Origin of the sequence: Sphingopyxis sp. (genome assembly GCF_025869345.1) — a bacterium.
Lineage (GTDB): Bacteria > Pseudomonadota > Alphaproteobacteria > Sphingomonadales > Sphingomonadaceae > Sphingopyxis.
Genome location: NZ_JAOZVW010000007.1, coordinates 1 through 18,358, shown reverse-complemented (window position 1 = coordinate 18,358; position 18,358 = coordinate 1). Strand labels below are relative to the sequence as shown.

Annotated in this window: 19 protein-coding genes; 4 read left to right on the top strand and 15 right to left on the bottom strand. The window is 67.0% G+C overall.

The window, feature by feature from the left end; all coding sequences use genetic code 11:
• Positions 1-89: 89 nt before the first annotated feature.
• Together OJI97_RS00675 and OJI97_RS00670 are read right to left on the bottom strand one after the other, a co-directional pair.
• Positions 90-806 (bottom strand): extensin family protein, encoded by a 717-nt coding sequence (locus OJI97_RS00675; RefSeq protein WP_297659851.1) that lies wholly within the window; start codon positions 804-806, stop codon positions 90-92.
• Positions 807-999: 193 nt separating this feature from the next.
• Positions 1,000-2,391, bottom strand: a complete 1,392-nt coding sequence (locus tag OJI97_RS00670) for a cytochrome P450 (protein WP_297659857.1) — start codon at positions 2,389-2,391, stop codon at positions 1,000-1,002.
• 174 nt (positions 2,392-2,565) lie between these two features.
• Between OJI97_RS00670 and OJI97_RS00665 the strand changes: the two genes are divergently transcribed.
• A complete protein-coding gene (locus tag OJI97_RS00665) occupies positions 2,566-3,378 on the top strand; it encodes a hypothetical protein (RefSeq protein ID WP_297659848.1) in 813 nt (270 codons plus the stop codon).
• Between the two features lie 12 nt (positions 3,379-3,390).
• Here OJI97_RS00665 and OJI97_RS00660 read toward each other — a convergent pair whose 3' ends face one another.
• The 8 genes from OJI97_RS00660 to OJI97_RS00625 all read right to left on the bottom strand — a co-directional run bounded on the left by OJI97_RS00660 (position 3,391) and on the right by OJI97_RS00625 (position 11,458).
• Complete coding sequence (locus OJI97_RS00660) at positions 3,391-4,743, bottom strand: dicarboxylate/amino acid:cation symporter (RefSeq protein WP_297659845.1); 1,353 nt, start codon at positions 4,741-4,743, stop codon at positions 3,391-3,393.
• A gap of 72 nt (positions 4,744-4,815) precedes the next feature.
• Positions 4,816-6,600 (bottom strand): SLC13 family permease, encoded by a 1,785-nt coding sequence (locus OJI97_RS00655; protein WP_297659842.1) that lies wholly within the window; start codon positions 6,598-6,600, stop codon positions 4,816-4,818.
• A gap of 3 nt (positions 6,601-6,603) precedes the next feature.
• Complete coding sequence (aroC, locus tag OJI97_RS00650) at positions 6,604-7,680, bottom strand: chorismate synthase (RefSeq protein ID WP_297659839.1); 1,077 nt, start codon at positions 7,678-7,680, stop codon at positions 6,604-6,606.
• Entirely contained in the window at positions 7,677-8,051 is a 375-nt protein-coding gene (locus OJI97_RS00645) for a VOC family protein (protein WP_297659836.1), read from the bottom strand. The genes aroC and OJI97_RS00645 overlap by 4 nt, the downstream gene beginning before the upstream one ends.
• 41 nt (positions 8,052-8,092) lie before the next feature.
• Positions 8,093-8,623, bottom strand: a complete 531-nt coding sequence (locus OJI97_RS00640; RefSeq protein ID WP_297659833.1) for a GNAT family N-acetyltransferase — start codon at positions 8,621-8,623, stop codon at positions 8,093-8,095.
• Entirely contained in the window at positions 8,616-9,443 is an 828-nt protein-coding gene (locus OJI97_RS00635; protein WP_297659830.1) for an SDR family oxidoreductase, read from the bottom strand. The genes OJI97_RS00640 and OJI97_RS00635 overlap by 8 nt, the downstream gene beginning before the upstream one ends.
• On the bottom strand, positions 9,440-10,522 hold the full coding sequence (locus OJI97_RS00630) for a YihY/virulence factor BrkB family protein (protein WP_297659826.1): 1,083 nt from the start codon (positions 10,520-10,522) through the stop codon (positions 9,440-9,442). The genes OJI97_RS00635 and OJI97_RS00630 overlap by 4 nt, the downstream gene beginning before the upstream one ends.
• 3 nt (positions 10,523-10,525) lie before the next feature.
• Complete coding sequence (locus tag OJI97_RS00625) at positions 10,526-11,458, bottom strand: DnaJ C-terminal domain-containing protein (protein ID WP_297659823.1); 933 nt, start codon at positions 11,456-11,458, stop codon at positions 10,526-10,528.
• A gap of 228 nt (positions 11,459-11,686) precedes the next feature.
• Here OJI97_RS00625 and pdxH point away from each other — a divergent pair, with 228 nt between their 5' ends.
• Together pdxH and OJI97_RS00615 are read left to right on the top strand one after the other, a co-directional pair.
• Positions 11,687-12,274 (top strand): pyridoxamine 5'-phosphate oxidase, encoded by a 588-nt coding sequence (gene pdxH, locus OJI97_RS00620; protein ID WP_297659854.1) that lies wholly within the window; start codon positions 11,687-11,689, stop codon positions 12,272-12,274.
• Positions 12,271-13,089, top strand: coding sequence for a PhzF family phenazine biosynthesis protein (locus OJI97_RS00615; RefSeq protein WP_297659819.1), 819 nt, complete (start codon positions 12,271-12,273; stop codon positions 13,087-13,089). The genes pdxH and OJI97_RS00615 overlap by 4 nt, the downstream gene beginning before the upstream one ends.
• Positions 13,090-13,243: 154 nt before the next feature.
• Here the strand turns inward: OJI97_RS00615 and OJI97_RS00610 are convergent, their stop codons facing one another.
• The gene (locus tag OJI97_RS00610; RefSeq protein WP_297659816.1) at positions 13,244-14,368 is read right to left on the bottom strand and encodes a serine hydrolase; all 1,125 of its coding nucleotides are present in this window, start codon (positions 14,366-14,368) and stop codon (positions 13,244-13,246) included.
• A gap of 9 nt (positions 14,369-14,377) precedes the next feature.
• Between OJI97_RS00610 and OJI97_RS00605 the strand changes: the two genes are divergently transcribed.
• Complete coding sequence (locus OJI97_RS00605; protein WP_297659814.1) at positions 14,378-14,812, top strand: hypothetical protein; 435 nt, start codon at positions 14,378-14,380, stop codon at positions 14,810-14,812.
• Here the strand turns inward: OJI97_RS00605 and OJI97_RS00600 are convergent.
• The 4 genes from OJI97_RS00600 to OJI97_RS00585 form a co-directional block, all read right to left on the bottom strand.
• Positions 14,796-15,047 (bottom strand): hypothetical protein, encoded by a 252-nt coding sequence (locus tag OJI97_RS00600; RefSeq protein ID WP_297659812.1) that lies wholly within the window; start codon positions 15,045-15,047, stop codon positions 14,796-14,798. The two genes, OJI97_RS00605 and OJI97_RS00600, sit on opposite strands and share 17 nt — an antisense overlap.
• Positions 15,048-15,070: 23 nt before the next feature.
• Positions 15,071-16,291 (bottom strand): low temperature requirement protein A, encoded by a 1,221-nt coding sequence (locus OJI97_RS00595; RefSeq protein ID WP_297659810.1) that lies wholly within the window; start codon positions 16,289-16,291, stop codon positions 15,071-15,073.
• Positions 16,281-17,054 (bottom strand): AraC family transcriptional regulator, encoded by a 774-nt coding sequence (locus OJI97_RS00590; RefSeq protein WP_297659807.1) that lies wholly within the window; start codon positions 17,052-17,054, stop codon positions 16,281-16,283. The genes OJI97_RS00595 and OJI97_RS00590 overlap by 11 nt, the downstream gene beginning before the upstream one ends.
• Before the next feature lie 204 nt (positions 17,055-17,258).
• Positions 17,259-18,182, bottom strand: coding sequence for an alpha/beta hydrolase (locus OJI97_RS00585; RefSeq protein ID WP_297659805.1), 924 nt, complete (start codon positions 18,180-18,182; stop codon positions 17,259-17,261).
• Between the last annotated feature and the right edge of the window lie 176 nt (positions 18,183-18,358).

Genomic DNA, 18,358 nt, shown 5'->3' with positions numbered 1-18,358 from the left:
GTCCAATAAATCTCGCACGAAGGCACAAAGGCACGAAGAAAGCTGGATTCCCGCTTTCGCGGGAATGACGAAATGAATGGGTTTTGACCCTAACGGCACACCGTCCACCCCAGCGGCCGCGCCGCCAGGTCGAGGTGGAAATGATTGGCGTGCGCGGCATTGTGGTCGGGCGACAGCACCGTGCTGAACAATCCGCACGACCCGTCGCGCACCGCGTGCAGGAATTCGCTCCGCACATCCTCGTCCCTCCAGTCATTGAGCAGCGAGACGCGCGTGCCGTCGGCGAGGATGAAGGCGGAGATGTCGATCGCATTGGCGGTCGAATGCTCGCTCTGCGCGCTTTGCCCCGCGATCTCGCGGCAATTATAGCTGCCGAGATTTTCGAGTTCGACGACCCGCTGCCCGAAATATTTCCGCGCCGCCGGCTGCACGACATCGCGCGTCCAGAGCGCCATCGCCGCGGTCACCGCGCAGCCCGGCGCCGCATTCGCGGGGCGCATCGTCGGCACCAGCCGGTCGCCGGTCAAGATCATGCGCTGGCTGGCGCGGCATATCCCCTGCCCCACCACCGGGCGCCGCAGATAGCCCGCCTTGGCGCGGTCGAACGCCGCGAAGCAGGCGGCATCGTCGGCGGCAAGCCCCACCAGCTTGCGATGCGTCGCCCAGCCCTGCGGCTGGTCGAGTTCGAAGCGTGCGCCGGGGAAATGCTCGGGATGCGCCTTCGCCCACCCGATCGCCCGGATCGCGCCGAGCGTCAGCAGCACGGCGACGGCGAACCAGATCAGATAGGGGCGCAGGCCTGTCATGCGCCCCAGATGGGACATTCCCGGCCTTCAGACAACAGCACCGCCCCATGCAGCGAGGCAGATACCGCTTGACGGATCGTCATTGCGAGCGAAGCGAAGCAATCCAGAGCGGCTTGCCACACCCTGGATTGCTTCGCTTCGCTCGCAATGACGGACTTGGTGATAGTCGCCCTCGCGACAACAATATATTCGCTCAAAGCGGCTCGAACGTCACCGTCAGCCCGTCTTTCGGGCGCGGGATCGGGAGCATCTGCCATTCGGGCGCATAGCCGTCGCGCACGACGATCCGATGCGTCGTCACGACATGGTGGAAGAAGATTTTCGCCTGCATATAGGCGAAGTGCAGCCCCAGGCACATGTGCGCGCCGCCGCCGAAAGGAACCCAGGCATATTTGTGCCGCTCGCGCGTCGCCTCGGGCGCGAAGCGCATCGGGTCGAACGTTTCGGGGTCGGGCCAATGCTCCTCCATCATGTGCGTGAAGGCGGGGCTCACCCCGACGCTGGTGCCGGCAGGGATGCGGTAGCCGCCGAACTCGAAATCCTTGAGCGCGCGGCGCGGGAAGGTCGGCACCGGCGGCACGAGGCGCAGCGATTCCTTGAACGCCCACTCGGTCATTTCCAGCTCGCCGAGGCCGTTGTGCCCGACGCCCTCGCCCGCGGGCGCGACGCTCAGCATCTCCTCACGCAGCCGGTCCTGCCATTCGGGGTGCCTGGCGAGCTGCCAGACCATCGTCGTGACCGAGCTGGTGATGGTGTCGTGCGCCGCCATCATCAGGAAGTTCATATGATCGACGATCGCGTCGACGGGCAGATAATTGCCGTCATCGTCCCTGGCGCGGCAGATCTGGCTGAAGATGTCTTCGCCCGCGCCCTCGCGGCGCTCGGGCACCATGCGTCCGAAATAATCGACCAGAAAGGCGCGTCCCTTCGCGCCGCGGCCCATTGCGGTGAAGGGCAGCGGGCGGCGGACGACGCCGATCGACGCCTGCACCATGTCGACGAACGCCTTGTTGACCTTGTCGGCCTCCGGTCCCCACGGAATGCCGAGAAAGCTGGTCGCGGCAAGGTCGAGCGTCAGTTCCTTGATCGCGGGATAGAATTGGAACGACTTGCCGCTCCACGCCGCAACGCGGTCGCGAATCCCCTCGTTCAGCGAATCGGCATAATGGCGCATCGGTTCGGGTTTGAAGGCGACCGACAGCACCTTGCGGTCGGCGCGATGCTTCTCGAAATCCATCAACATCAGCCCGCGCGGGAAGAGCAGGTTGAGCACCGGCCCCCAGCCCTGTTCGGACGAGAAGATCTTGTCGCGGTCGAACATGATGAGTTCGTTCGCCTCGGGCCCGTGCAGCGCGACGCTGCGCCCGCCGAAGCTGTTGTTGCGATAGACCCGGCCATATTTGGCGACCATCCGCCGCGCGAAGCCCGGGTAGTCGCGCAATTGTTCGAGCGTATTGCCGATCACCGGCAGGCCGTCCTCGCCCGGAATATGATCGAGCAGGCTCTCGGGGCCGCGCGGTAGCCAATGCGCCGTATCGGGCCCGAACCGGCTTTCCGACCATGTCAATTTCGCGGGGGCATTCATGCGCGAGACCTCGTCCATCGTTGCAATCGGCCGGAGGCTATCGAACTACTGACATCAATGCAAGTAACGCCGTGTCGGCCCGCGCGCTCCATTCACCGCAAATTCAACTCGACTCGCGCAATCTGGCACTCAAGATGACGGGTCGCATCCGTTGACCCTCCAAAGGACAAGACCATGCCTCAGAATCTCAGGCGCTCTCTCTCCATCGCGCTCGGCGCGCTCGCGACGACGACGCTCGGCGGCTGCTATTATGGCGACGTCTACGGCAGCAGCTATGCCTCGGGCGGCGACTGCGCGTCGCGCTATGGCTCCGATTATTACGACAGCGACGGCTATGCCTATGACGACGGCTATGGCTATGATTGCTACGACGCCGCCGATTACAGCGGCGGCTTCGCGCAGATCGGCTTCGGCGGCGGCTGGTACGACGATTATTATTACCCCGGCTACGGCATGTGGCTCTTCGACAGCTATCGCAACCGCTATCCGCTGCGCGGCCAGTATCTGAACTATTGGGGCGGCCGCCGCGCCTGGTGGAAGCATCACAAGGATCGCCCGAACGGCGGCAACTGGACGCCGAGGCCCGGTCAGGGAAGCCATGACGGCAAGCCCGGCCGCCCCAGCGGCTGGAATCACGGCGATCGCGACGGTTCGCACGGAAGACCTCCGGCCGGGACGAAGCCCGGCACGCCGCCGCCGACCGCCGTCAATCCGAACCGCCCCGATCGCGGCCCCGGTGCCGCGCGTCCTTACCAGCCGCGACCGGGTGGCCCTGGTGACGCGCGCCCGCCGCGTAACTGGTCGCCGGGTGCGAACGGCCCGCGCCGCCCGCAGGCCACAGCCCCCGCACCGGCGACGCCGCCCGCAGCACGGCCCTCCGCGGCAAGGCCGGCCGCGCCCGTCGCACGCCCCGCCCCGCCGCCGGCCGCGCCGCGACGGGCAACGCCCCCCAGGCGGCCGGACAGCCGCCACGAACGGCCGCAATAATCGCCGGCACCATCAACGATCGGCGGGCGGCCCCTTACGCTCGTCGATCACCATATCCTCGGCCAGATCGAGCCCGCGCGCGCCGCGATGCGCGGTGTGCGCGGGGGCGTGCGGGCGCTCGGCGTCGACCGGCTCCTCGACCTCCAGCATCCCTTCCCATTTGGTGATGACGCTGGTCGCGACCGCGTTGCCGACGACATTGGTCGCGGTGCGGCCCATGTCGAGGAAATGATCGATCGCAAAGACGAGCGCGACCCCTTCGACCGGCAGATCGAACATCGCCAGCGTCGCGGTGATGACGACCAGGCTGGCGCGCGGCACCGCCGCAATCCCTTTCGACGACACCATCAGCGTCAGCAGGATCAGGATCTGCGTCGTGATCGACAGCTCGATGTCATAGGCCTGCGCGATGAAGATCGTCGCGAAGCTGGCATACATCATCGACCCGTCGAGATTGAAGCTGTAGCCCAAGGGTAGCACGAAGCCCGAAATGCGGCGCGGCACGCCGAAGCGGTCGAGCTGCTCGAACAGCTTGGGCATCGCCGCCTCCGACGAGGCGGTCGAGAAAGCGATCAGCAGCGGCTCGCGGACATAGCGGATGAGCGAGAAAATACGCGCGCGCAGAAAAATCGCCCCGGCGCCGAGGAGCAGCGTCCAGAGCAGCACCAGCGCGATATAAAATTCGGTCAGCAGCTCGGCATAGGTGCCGAGGATGGCGAGCCCATATTGCGCGACGACCTTTGCCAGCGCCCCGAACACCGCGAGCGGCGCAAGGAGCATGACATAACCGGTGATCTGGAGCATCAGCTCGGCCAGCGCCTCGGCGCCGCGCACCAGCGGCTTGCCCTTCTCCCCGATCGCGGTCAGGCCGATCCCCGCGAACAGCGCGAAGACGAGGATCTGGAGCACATTATTCTCCGCCATCGCCTGCACGACGTTCTTGGGAAAGATGTGCTCGATGAACTCGAACAGGTCGAGCTTCTTGACCTCACCGACCTCGGCGGTCGAATGCGCCCCGACCGCCAGATGGAGCCCCGCGCCGGGTTCGAGCAGATTGACCATGACGAGGCCGAGGCTGATCGAAACCAGGCTGGCGAGGATGAACCAGGCGAGCGCGCGGGTGCCGATGCGGCCCAGCGCCGAACTGTCGCCCATATGTGCGATACCCGCGATGAGCGTGCCGAGAATCAGCGGCGCGACGAGCATCTTGATCAGGTTGAGGAAGATGGTGGCGAGCGTGCCGAAACCGCGCAGCCAATATTCATAAGCCTGGCTGTCGGCCGGCACGAAGCTTCGCACCGCGAATCCGACGACGATGCCCAAAACCATGCCGATCAAGATGAAAACCGTAAGGCGACGCGCCATCCAATACTCCCCTGTCCCGCCGATGCGGTTGCTATCGGGCGGGGGTAACAGGCTGATTGGCCGCGGGCAATCTCAGGTCAGGAAAAACACGATCGCGAGGCAGGTCGATACGCCGGTGATGATGTTCAGCGGCACGCCGATCCGGACGAAATCGACGAAGCGATAATCGCCGGCGGCATAGACGATCGTGTTGGTCTGATAGCCGATCGGCGTCGCGAAACAGGCCGACGCGCCGATCATCAGCGCGATCACCAGCGGCCGCGGGTCGACGCCGAGTTCGGCCGCGATCGCAAGCGTCACCGGGGTCATCAGCGCCGCGACCGCATTGTTGCTGAGCAGTTCGGAGAGGAGCAGCGCAAAGAAATAGATGCCGAAGACCAGCACCCAGGGGGGCGCACTGGCGAGCGACGGCTCGACCCAGCCGACCATCATCGCGACCGCGCCGCTGTTTTCGAGCGCGACACCGACCGCGAGCATCGCGAAGATCAGGATCAGCACGTCGCCGTCGATCGTTCCCCACGCCTCGTCGCTGTCGATGCAGCGGGTGACGAGAATGACGCCGATGGCGATGATCGCGGCGACGCCGATCGGCATCACGTCGAGCGCCGCGAGGCTGACGACCCCCGCCATGCACAGGATCGCAATCCACGCCTTGCCGCGCCGGAAGGCCCGCGTCTTGGCGAGGTCGGCGCCGATCAGGCCGGGGTTGTCGCGCAGCGCCTCGACCTCGCGCGGGCCGCCGGTGACCAGCAGCCGGTCGGCGGGACGGATGCGGACGCTGGCAAGGTCGGGACCGGCTTCGTGCAGCGGCCGGTCGAGGCCGATGATGCGCGCGCGAATCTTTTGCAGAAAGGGGATATCGGCGAGCCGCTGCCCGATCGACGGATGAGTGGGAGCGATCATCGTTTCGACGACCATGTCGCTCGCGGACGGCGCGCCGCTGCCGATCCCCAGCAGGAAGCGCCCCTGTTCGCGCCAGGTCACCAGCGTCGCACCATCGACCCGGACGATCAGGCGGTCGCCCGCGGCAAGCGTCCAATGATCGAGCTCGGCGCCGTGGACGACGGCCGAGGCGCGGCGCACGCCGACGACGCGGCCCGACCGCGGCAGATCGCGAAACGCCTCGACCGTCATGCCGACCAGATCATCGTCGTCCCCGAGCACCAGTTCGGTCAGATATTGATGCGCATCGTGCGTCCCGGCGGCGCCCGCGATCGGCTTGTCCGAGGGCAGCAGCCACCACATCAGCCCGAGCGCGATCATTCCCGACGCGGCGGTGACAAGACCGATCGGGGTGATCTCGAAAATCCCGAAGCGCGGCATTCCGGCCTGGCGGACGATGCCGTCGACGACGAGGTTGGTCGAGGTGCCGATGAGCGTCAGCGTGCCGCCGAGCACCGCCGCGATCGACAGTGGCATCAGCAGCTTCTTCGCGCTGACCCCCGTGACTTCGGACAGCTTCATCATGATCGGCAGCAGCACGACGACGACCGGCGTGTTGTTGAGAAACGCCGAGGCGGCAAGCGCGCCGAGCAGCACCTCGACGATCGCAAGACGCGGATGCTTTTCGGCGCGCGCCATGATCGCGTCGGCGACGCGCTGGATCACCCCGGTGCGGATCAGCGCGCCCGACAGCACGAACATCGCGCCGATGACGATCGGCGCCGAGTTGGAAAACACCGAATAGGCCGCCTCAGCATCGAGGATGCCGAGCGCGAGATAGGTGCAGGCGCCGAGGATCGCGATCACCGTTGCGGGAAGACGTTCCATCAGGAAACCGACGAACATCGCCGCCAGGATCACCAACGACAGGACCGCTTGATGCGCTTCGATGAAGGATCGCAGCGCCTCGATCATATGTCAGCCGTTCTGCGCGCGGTGGAGCAATTTATGGTCGGCGAGGACGAGCGCCATCATCGCTTCGACCACCGGCGCGCCGCGGATGCCGACACACGGGTCGTGGCGCCCCTTGGTGACGATGTCGGCCGCCTCGCCCGCCCGGTTGATCGTCGGCACGGGGGTGAGGATCGAGCTCGTCGGCTTGAAGGCGACGCGGACGACGACCGGCTGCCCGGTCGAGATGCCGCCCGCGATGCCGCCGGCGTTGTTCGACAAGAAATCGGGGTGATTGCTGCCGTCGCTCGCGGGGCGCATCGCGTCGGCATTCTCCTCGCCGCGCAGGCGCGCGGCTTCAAAACCGGCGCCGATCTCGACGCCTTTCACCGCGTTGATCCCCATCATCGCGGCGGCGAGGTCGCTGTCGAGCTTGGCATAGACGGGAGCCCCCCAGCCCGCCGGAACCCCGCTCGCCGCGCATTCGATCACCGCGCCCAGCGAACTGCCCGCCTTGCGCGCGGCGTCCATCATCCCCTCCCAGCGCTGCGCCGCGGCGGGATCGGGACAGAAAAAGGGGTTGCGGTCGATTTCCTCGAGGTCGAAATTTTCAGGATCGATCGCATCGCCGCCGATCTCCGCCACCCAGGCGTGGATCTGCACCTCCGGGATCACCAGCCGCGCGACGCCGCCCGCGGCGACGCGCGCCGCGGTCTCGCGCGCGCTCGACCGGCCGCCGCCGCGATAGTCGCGGATGCCGTATTTGGCGTCATAGGCATAATCGGCGTGGCCGGGGCGATAGGCCTGCGCGATCTCGCCATAATCCTTCGATCGCTGGTCGACATTCTCGATCATCAGGCTGATCGGGGTGCCCGTCGTCTTGCCCTCGAACACCCCCGACAGGATGCGCACCTGGTCGGGTTCCTGCCGCTGCGTCGTGTGGCGCGACTGGCCGGGGCGGCGTTTATCGAGATAGGGCTGGATGTCGCCTTCCGACAGCGACAGCCGCGGCGGACAGCCGTCGACCACCGCACCGAGCGCGGGCCCGTGGCTCTCACCCCAGGTCGTGAACCGAAACACGCGTCCGAAGCTGTTGAAACTCATGCGCGCGGCGTCCTGTCCATGAACTCGATCCGGTTGCCGAAGGGGTCTTCGGTGAAAAAGCGGTAACGCCCATCGACCGGGCTGTCATCCTTCGCCTTGTGGCCGCCCGCCTCGACCCGCGCGCGCAGCGCGTCGAGCGCGTCGGTCGACAGCGCGACATGCGCCTTTTTGGCGGGACGGAAATCGGCTTCGACGCCCAGATGCAACTGATGCGCGCCGACCGCGAACCAGCAGCCCCCGCGCGCCGCCATGTCGGCGGGCTTGGGCAGTTCGGTCAGGCCGAGCAGGTCGCCGTAAAAGCCGCGCGCCGCCGCCTCGCCCCCCGCCGGGATGGCGATCTGCACATGATCGATGGCGAGCGCAGGGTCCATGCCCGCGCGATGGCGGGAAATGCGCCGAAATTCAACCCTCGTCAGCCGAGCCGGCCAAAGGCGGGGGCATAGTCCGCGCGGCCGCCGCGGGGCCAGTCCGCTTCGGGATCGAGCATCTGCGCCATCAGATGCGGCCCGGCGAACGGCGACGCGAATCGCGCCGCAAGCTCGGGCGAATAGCCGAAACGCGGATAATAGGCATCGTGGCCGAGGACGAAACTCATCGCCGCGCCTTGCCGGCGGAGCGCATCGAGTCCGGCGCGGATCAGCGCGCCGCCGATCCCCTGCCCCTGCCGGTCGGGCGCGACCGACACCGGCGCAAGGCCGGCCGCCGGCAGCGCAGCGCCATCGGCTTCGACGTCCATCCTGCTGAACAGGACATGCCCGGCGACAGTGCCCGCAATCTCGGCGACGAGCGAGACGAGCATGTCGCCATCCGCCTCCAGCATCCGCACCAGATCGGCCTCGCCCTGATGGCCGAACTCCGTCCCGGCGAAGGCGGCGCGGACGACCCCGTCGATGGCATCGGTATCCGCCGCCGTCGCGGCGCGAATGACGAAGCCGTCAAGCAAGCGCGATGTCCGGCGCGTCTTCCTGCTTCATGCCGACGGTGTGGTATCCCGCGTCGACATGATGCGTTTCGCCGGTGACGCCCGACGCAAGGTCGCTGAGCAGATAGAGCGCCGAGCCGCCGACATCGTCGATCGTGACGTTGCGGCGCAGCGGGGCATTGTGCTCGTTCCATTTCAGGATCAGGCGGAAATCGCCGATGCCCGAGGCGGCCAGCGTCTTGATCGGACCCGCCGAGATCGCGTTCACGCGCACCCCCTGCGGGCCGTAGTCGTTGGCGAGATATTTGACGCTGGTTTCCAGGGCCGACTTGGCGACGCCCATGACGTTATAGTGCGGGATCACCTTCTCGGCGCCGTAATAGCTCAATGTTAGCAGCGCCCCGCCGCCCGCGCCCGTTTCGGGGTCGATCGGCGTCATCATCGCCGCGGCCCGCTTGGCGACCGCGGTGAAGCTGTAGACGCTAATGTTCATCGTCATCAGGAAATCGTCGAGCGTCACGTCGGCATAGTGACCGCGCAACGCTTCCTTGTTGGTATAACCGATCGCGTGGACGACGAAATCGATCGTCGGCCAGCGCGCGGCGAGCGTCGCGAACGCCGCGTCGAGATTGTCCATGTCGGCAACATCGCAATCGATCAGGAAATCGCAGCCGAGTTGGTCGGCGAGCGGCTTCACCCGCTTTTCCATCACCTCGCCCTGATAGCTGATCGCGAGTTCGGCGCCATGCGCGTGGAGCGCCTTCGCGATTCCCCACGCGAGCGACTTGTCGTTGGCGAGGCCCATGATCAGCCCGCGCTTGCCCTTCATCAGACCCGTCATTCCGTTTCTCCGGCCTTTTTCTCTTCGACAATGATGTCGTCCACGCGCCCAATAGCGTCGTGTCCCAAATCCTCAACCTCGACGAGTGCGGCGTTGAGTTCGGCGCCGATCACCATACCCAATCCGACGAGATAGAAAAAGAACAGCGCGACCATCACCCCGGCGAGGCTGCCATAGGTCGCATCATAGCTCATCAGGCTGGCGAGCAGCGGCGGCAGCGCCAGCGTCACCGCAACCCACCACAAGGTCGTGAACAGCGCCCCCGGCCATTTCGGGCATTTGAGGCGGCGATATTTCGACGGGGTCAGCGAATAGAAGAGCATATAGATGGCGAGGAACAGCCCCGCCCCCGACACGATGCGCGACAGCGCGACCGTTCCCGCCGCCTGATAGGCGGAGGGGAGCACGCGCGTCACGAATTGCTCGATGCCGACGATCAGCACCTGCATACTGAACGACAGGATCATCAGCACGACCGCGCCGGTGATGATGCCGATCGACAGCAGGCGATAGTGGAAGAATCCGCGCGAGAAATGGGTGCCATAGGCGCGGCGCAATATGTCGCGCATCGTCTCGATGAAGCTGCCGACGGTCCACAGCGCGACGATCGCGCCGAGCCACAGGAAAATGCCGGTGCGTGCGCCCATCACCTCGCGGATCGGCCCCGCCAGTGCCTTGGCGACGGTCGGCGGCATCACCGAGAAGACCGCCTCGATCGCCGCCTCGCCCCCCGCGCTGCCGCCGAGCAGACTGACGACGGCGGCGACGAGGATGAAAAAGGGGAAGAGCGCGATCAGCGCGAGATAGGCGAGGTTGCCCGCATGGATGAAGCCGTCGGTATAGGTGCCGACGATCACCCGGCGCATCACCCGGAAAACGCGCGTTCCCGGCCCCAGCGTCTCGCGCCCGCGTTCGAGAACGCCCTGCGCTCGTGCGCGCAATTTGACGCGCTTGGCGCGTTCGGCACGCGCTTCGGGCGAATGCGGCGAATGGCCTTCGGCCAGGAAGAGCTGATCGACCTCGGCGGCCACTTCGCGTTCGAGCGCGGCCGCCGCCTTTTTCCCGTTCGGCTCAGCCACGCATCACACGCCGAGGTCCGCCCGCACGGCGCGGCCGTCGGCCCAGCCCTCCACCAGTCTGGCGAGATCGGCGTCCTCCTTGGGAATATCGACCATCAGCCGCACGAGCTGATCGCCGCGGCCGCCGCCCTTGCGGCTGAACCCCTTGCCCTTGAGCCGCATCACCTTGCCCGAGGTCGATCCGGCCGGGATCGACAGCATCACCGGGCCGTCGACCGTGGGCACCTTGATCTTCGCCCCCTTGACCGCCTCGTTCAGCGTGATCGGCAGGTCGAGCCGGATATTGTCGCCGTCGCGCTCGTAGAAGGGATGGTCGCCGACGCTGATCGTGACGATGCCGTCGCCCGGCCCCGCGGCGCCGGGATGCCCCTTGCCCGCGAGGCGCATCTGGGTGCCGGTCTCGACCCCGGCGGGGAGTTTGAGGTCGATCGTCTTGCCGTCAGCGAGGGTGATGCGCTGCATCGCCTGCGTCGCCGCGTCGACAAAGGCCACCGACAGGCGATAGGCGACGTTCGCGCCTTTTGCAGGCGGCGGCGCATGGCGGCCGCCACCGAAGCCGAACGGCCCGCCGCCCCCGCCGCCGCGTCCGCCGAACAGCCCCTCGAAAATATCGCCGAAATCGGCGCCGTCGCCGCCGAATCCGCCCTGCGGCTGTCCGCGCGGATCGCCGCGGAAACCGCCGCCCCCGCCGCCGAAGCCGAAGGGCATGGCGGGATTGCCGTCGGCGTCGATCTCGCCGCGGTCGAACTGCGCGCGCTTCGTCTTATCGGACAGCAGGTCATAGGCCTTGGTGACGTCGGAGAATTTCTCCGCCGCGTTCGGCTTGTCCTTGTTGCGGTCGGGATGCAGTTCCTTGGCGAGCTTGCGGTAAGCGGACTTGATCTCCGCTTCGCTCGCGCCTTTCGCGACGCCGAGGGTGGAATAGGGATCTGCCATCTGTCTTCTGTAGCCCGATAAGTGACTGGCCGTGAAGGCCTGATGAGCGAGCGATGTGGTGCGGGTATTCGAGACGGTCAAGTCTGCTTCCCTCGTCACCCCGGACTTGATCCGGGGTCCCGCTCAGCAACGGGGGGAAGCGGGCCCCCGGATCAAGTCCGGGGTGACGAAGAAGGAAAGAATGTCTTTCGCTCGACCATCGCCCCGCGCCGCATTATGACCGCGCGCATGACGCACGATCCCTTTCCCCTGTTCGACGCCTGGTTTGCCGAAGCCCGCGTCAGCGAGCCCAACGACGGCAATGCGATGGCGCTCGCGACCGCGACCCCCGATGGTCGCCCCTCCGTGCGCATGGTGCTGCTGAAGGGGCATGGCCCGGACGGCTTCGTCTTCTATACCAATCTCGACAGCCGCAAGGGCGGCGAGCTTGCCGCGAACCGCCAGGTCGCGCTGCTCTTTCACTGGAAATCGCTGCGCCGCCAGATCCGTATCGAGGGGCCCGTCGCGCCGGTCGAGGACAGCGTCGCCGACGCCTATTTCGCGACGCGCAGCCGCGACAGCCAGCTCGGCGCCTGGGCGAGCGACCAGTCGCGCCCGCTCGCCGACCGCGCGACCTTCGAGGCGCGCTTCGCCGAAATGCAGGCGCGCTTCGCGGGGCAGGACGTCCCGCGCCCGCCGCGCTGGTCGGGCTGGCGCGTCACGCCCGAGCGTATCGAGTTCTGGCAGGATCGCGAGCATCGCCTGCACGAGCGCAATCTCTATGTGCGGGGCGGTGGAGATGGGGGCGGCTGGACGAAAGGACTCCTCTATCCATGACCGCGCTCCGTTCCTTTCCGATCACCCGCGTCGACGCTTTCGCCGACCGGCCGTTCACCGGCAATCCGGCGGCGGTGATGCCGCTCGAGGAATGGCTGAGCGACGACCTGCTCCAGGCGATGGCGGCGGAGAATAATCTCGCCGAAACCGCCTTCCTCGTCCCCGACGAGAGCGACGAGGCCGATTATGAGCTGCGCTGGTTCACCCCGGCGATCGAGGTCGCGCTCTGCGGCCACGCGACGCTGGCGAGCGGGCATGTGCTGCTCTCGGCCGCCCAATGGCGCAGCGAGATGCGCTTCCGCACCCGCAAGGCCGGCATATTGCAGGTCGCGCGGAACGGCGACGACGAAGGCTACCGCATGGAACTGCCCGCCTATTGCGCCAGCGCCAAGCCGCTGCCCGACATCGCGCGCGCGATGGGGGGCGCGGTCGTCGAGACGCTGTGGCACGATGGCGGCTACGCACTGATCGCCTATCACAGCGCCGAAGAAGTGCGCGCGCTGACGCCCGACCTTGCGGCGCTCGGCCAGAGCGACATCCTGTATATCGCGACCGCGCCCGGCACGGGCGACCCGTCGGGCGCCGACGTCGTCAGCCGCGCCTTCGCCCCCGGCGCGGGCATCCCCGAGGACCCGGTGACCGGATCGGCGCACAGCGTGCTGACGCCCTATTGGACCACCCGCCTCGGCCGCGACGCCTTCGCCGCTTATCAGGCCAGCGCGCGCGGCGGGCATGTCGGCTGCCGGCTGACCGGCGACCGGGTCGAACTCACGGGGCGCTGCGTGACGACGCTGGTGGGGGAATTTCTGCTGTAGCGTGTAAGGATGAAGGTCGCGTTCTCGATCTTCGTCATTCCCGCGAAAGCGGGAACCCAGGGCGTGCGTCGGCTGATCCCACACTGGGTTCCCGCTTTCGCGGGAATGACGAAGCTATAAGACGCAAATGTCGCGACGGCCCCAATGGGCGCCCTCAAAGCGCCGCCGTCAAATCCGCCAGATGCCGCCTGAGCGCCGGGAATTGATCGTCCTTGGTGATGCCCAGCCGCACGATCGTCACCCGCTGCGACGGCGAGACGATAATATACTGCCCCTGATGCCCGATGCAGGCGAACAGGTCGTTCGGACCGCGATCGGGCCACAGCGCGACATCGGCGCCCGGCGGCCGGCGGCGGTTGAGCCAGATATGGCCGCCATAGCCCGGATCGTCCTCCGACGGGGTGAGCATGAAGCGCATCCATGTCTCGGGCAGCAGGCGCTGGCCGCCCGCGACGCCATGGTTGCGCAGGAACTCGCCGAACTTCGCATAGTCGCGCGCGGTGGCGTGCATAATCGAGCCGCCGATCATCGTGCCCTTGGCATCGAACTCGGGGGTCAGGCTGGTCATGCCGAGCGGTTCGACCAGCCGCCCCTGGATGAAATCGCGCACCGCCTCGCGCCGCGCCTCGGGATTTTGCGAAGGCGTCAGCGTGTCCGCCAATATGTCGGCGAGGATGACGCTGGTCGCCGAGCTGTAGTTGAATATCTCGCCGGGCTTCGCGGCCGCGGGCTTGGCCTCGGCAAAGGCGGCCATGTCGCCCGCGCCGCCGCCGAACAGCATCTGGGTCGTATCGCCCTTCCACACCGGGTCGCCGGTCTCGACATGCTCGAGTCCCGAGGCCATGTGCAGCAGGTGGCGCAGCGTGATCGCGCCGCGCGGATCGCCGGTCCGCTGCCACGCCGCGACCGGCGCCGGGGCATCGAGCGACAATTGCCCGTCGGCGACGAGGAAGCCGATGAGCACCGCGGTGATGCTCTTCGCCATCGACCAGCTGATGAGCTTCGAGTCGGGACCAAACCCCGGCCCATAATGTTCATAGACCGGCGCGCCGTCGCGCAGCACGAGCAGCGCGCGCGTTTCGCCGACGTCGTCGGCGTCGGCGAACAGCGCGTCGGCCCTGGCCCGGATCGTCGGATCGAGCGCGGGAAGCGCGGGCGAGGCATCGACCGGCCGACCCTCGTCGACCCCGGGGCCGGACTGCCCCGCCGCCTGCGCGAGCGACCAGCCGCCGAGCAGCAGCAGCGCGGCACTTGCCAGCATGGCTTTTTTCGTGATCATGGCGATCCCGTGAGTAACACCAACCCGCCCGAGACGGCAACGGCCGAGCAGCGGCCCGTCGCAACGCCGCCGCCCTCAGAGCCGCCCGAAGTGCCGCGGCACCTGCGCGGCCGCAAGCGGCGCGACGGCAAGCGGGGCGGCTGTATGCCGTGGGTCCTGGGTTTCGCGGTCCTGTTCGCGCTATTCCTCGTCTGGAAACTCCCCGCGTTCAAGGCGCAGGCCGAACTGGGGTCGGCCTATGCCGCGCGGGTCGGCTGTTCGTGCCGCTATGTCGAGGGGCGCAGCCTCGAAAGCTGCCAGACCGACTTCGAGCCCGGCATGGAGATGGTGTCGCTGAGCGAGGATGCGGCGACGAAGACCATTACCGGCAGCGTGCCGCTGCTCGCGTCGCGCAGCGCCCGCTATGCCGGGGCAAGCGGCTGCCTGATCAACCCCGCGAACTGAGGCGCGCGGAGATCAGCGCCAGCGCGGCGGGGCCCCCGAAGACGAACAGCCAGACGGCCGCTTCCGCGGCCCAGCCATAGCCCGCCGACAGCACGCCGACGAGCAGATTGCCCAGCGAGACGACGAGCCACAGGAACAGAAAGGCCCATGTCGCCCGCGCCTTGTCGCGGATCAGAAGGCGCAGCACGATCAGCAGCGCGAGGCCGGCGATCAACATCACGATACTATGCGGCATGGGCTGGTCCCCCTTCCAACTGTCTATTTGCTCCGGTCGAAGCGTTCGATCCACGGCGCCCAGCGCTGCCAGCCGCCGTGATAGCTGCCCCATTCCCAGACGGCGGTGAAAACGAGCGCCGCGAAGGTCGCGAGGCCGAGCGCGATCGGCTGCCAATGACCGAACCACGCCGCGGCGCCCGCGGCGAGCAGCAGGATGCTGCCGAGCATATGCGAAAAGGGCGGCAGGCGGCGATCGTTCGTCGCCTTCTTGAACCCCATGTTGCCGATCAGGAACAACAGCGGCCCGCCGACCGACACCGCGAGCAGGCCGGGCTCGATATGCCCCTGCGGGTGCATCAGCAGCATTTCGTCGGCGACCGCCGAGACGACGAGCCCCGCGACGATCGCGATATGCCAATAGGTATAGGCGTTGCGCGCGATCAGTCCTGCCTGGTCGCTCGCCTCGATCCGCTCGCTGCCGCGCTTCGCGCCGCTGTCGAAATAAAGCCACCAGAGCGCCGCCGACCCGAGGAAGCAGACCGCGAAGGCGAACCAGTGGAGCCGGTCCTGCGGCAGTTCGGCAAAGGTCGCGCCGGTGATCAGCACCCCCTCGCCCAGCGAAATGATGATGAACAGCGCGCAGCGCTCGGCCATATGGGCGCCCGAAATATCCCAATCGCCCGCCTGCGAGCGCCCGAGGATCGGGGTCGGATAGAATAGCGCCGGCCCCGAATAATCGATCAGCAGCGCCGCGCCCCAGAACAGCAGCCGCTGTTCGGGCGCGGCGCACGCCCCGGCGATCCACAGCGGCAGCGACAGCAGCAGCCAGAAGGTGATGCGCAGGAAACTGCGCGCCCGTGCGGGATGGACGCCCCAGCTCACCCAGACCACATAAAGCGAGCGGCCGATCTGCATCGAACAATAGGCCAGAGCGAACAGCCAGCCATTCTGACCGAAAGCGCCGGGGATCGAACTCGACAGCACGAGCCCGCCGAGCATCAGCACGATCAGCATCAGCCGGACATTCGCGCGCTCGGGGTCGAGCCAGTTCGCGACCCAGGTGGTGTAGATCCACACCCACCAGACCGCGAACAGCAGCACCAGCGTCTGGAGCGCCCCGAGCCATCCGAGATGCTGGAGCAAACTGTGCGACAATTGGGTGATCGCGAACACGAAGACGAGGTCGAAAAACAGCTCGATATTGGTGACCGGCGCATGGCCGTGACCGCCATGATCGCGGAACAGTTTCGCCTTACCCGTCACAATCGACTCTCCCCCGCGCAAAGTCGCGCCATTCCCCCGGTGACATAGCAAGCTTGCGGCGAAAGGCAGCACAGAGATGCGCATGGCTCGAAAAGCCGGTGGCAAAGGCGATTTCGGCGACCGACAGCGGCCGATTGGCAAGGAACCAGCAGGCGCGGCGCAGCCGCTGGTGCAGCACATATTGCGCCGGCGTCCGCCCTGTCACGCGCGCGAAATTGCTGATCAGGCTGTTGACCGACATCCCCGTCGCCGTCGCCATCTCCTCGACCGGGATCGGCATTTCGAGCTGGGTCTGGATCGACGCCATCAGATCGTCGATGCGCTCCACGATCGCGGGCGGCGCCGGCCGCGCAACGCGGCGGGCAAGCGTTTCGGCGAGCAGCACCAGCAGCGCCGCGGCGGCGGCCTGCCGTCCTTCGGCCACCTCGCGGACGAGGCCCGCCAGCATCCGGTCCTGGTGGGCCGCGATCGGGCGCACGCCCTGCGGGACGGCCAGCATGTCGGCCGGAATTTCGACCTCGACAACCCGCACCCCGCCCCCCTTGGCCGCGGCGCGATAGATATGGCCCGCCGGCACGAACCACATCTCGCCCGGCAGCGGATCGCCGAGCGAGGTGCGATGCCCGTCGAGCCAGGTTTCGAGCCAGTGATAGCTTCCCGCCTCGTGCAGGATCAGCAGGTGCGTATCGCGCTCGATGGTCCAATCGGAGGGGCCGTCGATCCGGTCGACCGTCGTGACCACGCTGAGCCTGCCGACTTTCATGGCAGGAATATGCCAGAGGTGGGAGAATCTGAAAGCCTGCAACTGGGGCGAAACTTATGGTTAACTCGCGCCCGGGCTACGCGAGCGCATGATTTTGATCCATTGCGGCGACCCCGCAGAACCGACCCCTCCCGGCAGGCGGCGGCACCCCTGCCGCCTGCCAACTTTTTCCTCCCATTTCAGCCGTTTGTTTGCGGGCGGCCATCAGTCCCCGGCGAGGAAATCGTCCATCGCCGCATTGACCGCGTCGGGCTTTTCCCACGGCACGAAATGGCCGCAGCCGGGCACCTTCACGATCGTCGATTGCGGCACCAGCGCGTCCATCCCGTCGAGGTTGCACGCGGGCAGCGCGACATCGTCGAGCGCCCAGATCACCAGCGTCGGGATCGTCAGCTTCGGAAAGGGCGCGGCGGGCGGTTCGGCATAAGGTTCGTCCATCGCGGGGACCACCGCGGGCGAGGCGCGATACCAGTTGATCATCGCGCGGCAGGTGTCGCGATCCTCCCAGTCCCCCAGCAAGCGGGCGATCTCGTCGGGCGGCTGGATGCCGCCGCTCGGCACACGCCCGGCAAAGGCGTGCGCCAAAATGCCGGCGATGCCATGCTCCGCGATGATCGCGTCGCTCGCCGGATCGCGGAAGGTGCGGATATATTGGCTCGCCGCGCGCTGCTCTTCATTGGTGAGGAGCAGGCGCTGGAAGATCGCGGGATGCGGCGCGTTGGCGATCACCGCGCGGGTAACGCGTCCCGCCCACTGGGGATGCAGTCCGCCGGGCTGGCCGCCCAGCGCCACGCCCCACGCGATCGCCCCGCCCCAGTCGTGCCCGACGATCGTGAAATCATCGACGCCAAGCGCATCGGCGAGCGCGAAGATGTCGGCGATCAGCTTGTCGGGGGTATAAGCCTCGGCCTCCTGCGGCTTCGACGAGCCGCGATAACCGCGCTGATCGGGCGCGACGCAGCGATAGCGGTCGGAAAAATGCGGCAACTGGAACCGCCAGGTGCGGTGCGATTCGGGAAAGCCGTGGAGAAAGATCAGCACCGGCGCATCGCGCGGCCCCACATCGACGACGTCGAGTTCGACTCCGGTCGCCAGCTTCACCCGCACCTGCTCGAAATCGCCGCTCATGCATCGCTCCCTTGGTTTCGTTTCGAAACTCTTGGCGGATGGCCGCCCGGCTGGCAAGCGTGCACCGGCAGAGGATGGTGCGCCAGCTTTTGGGTGGAGAGCGGACATTGCCCAACCACTGTCGTCATCCCGGACTTGATCCGGGATCCATTCATCCGGCGCTGAGAGAATGGATC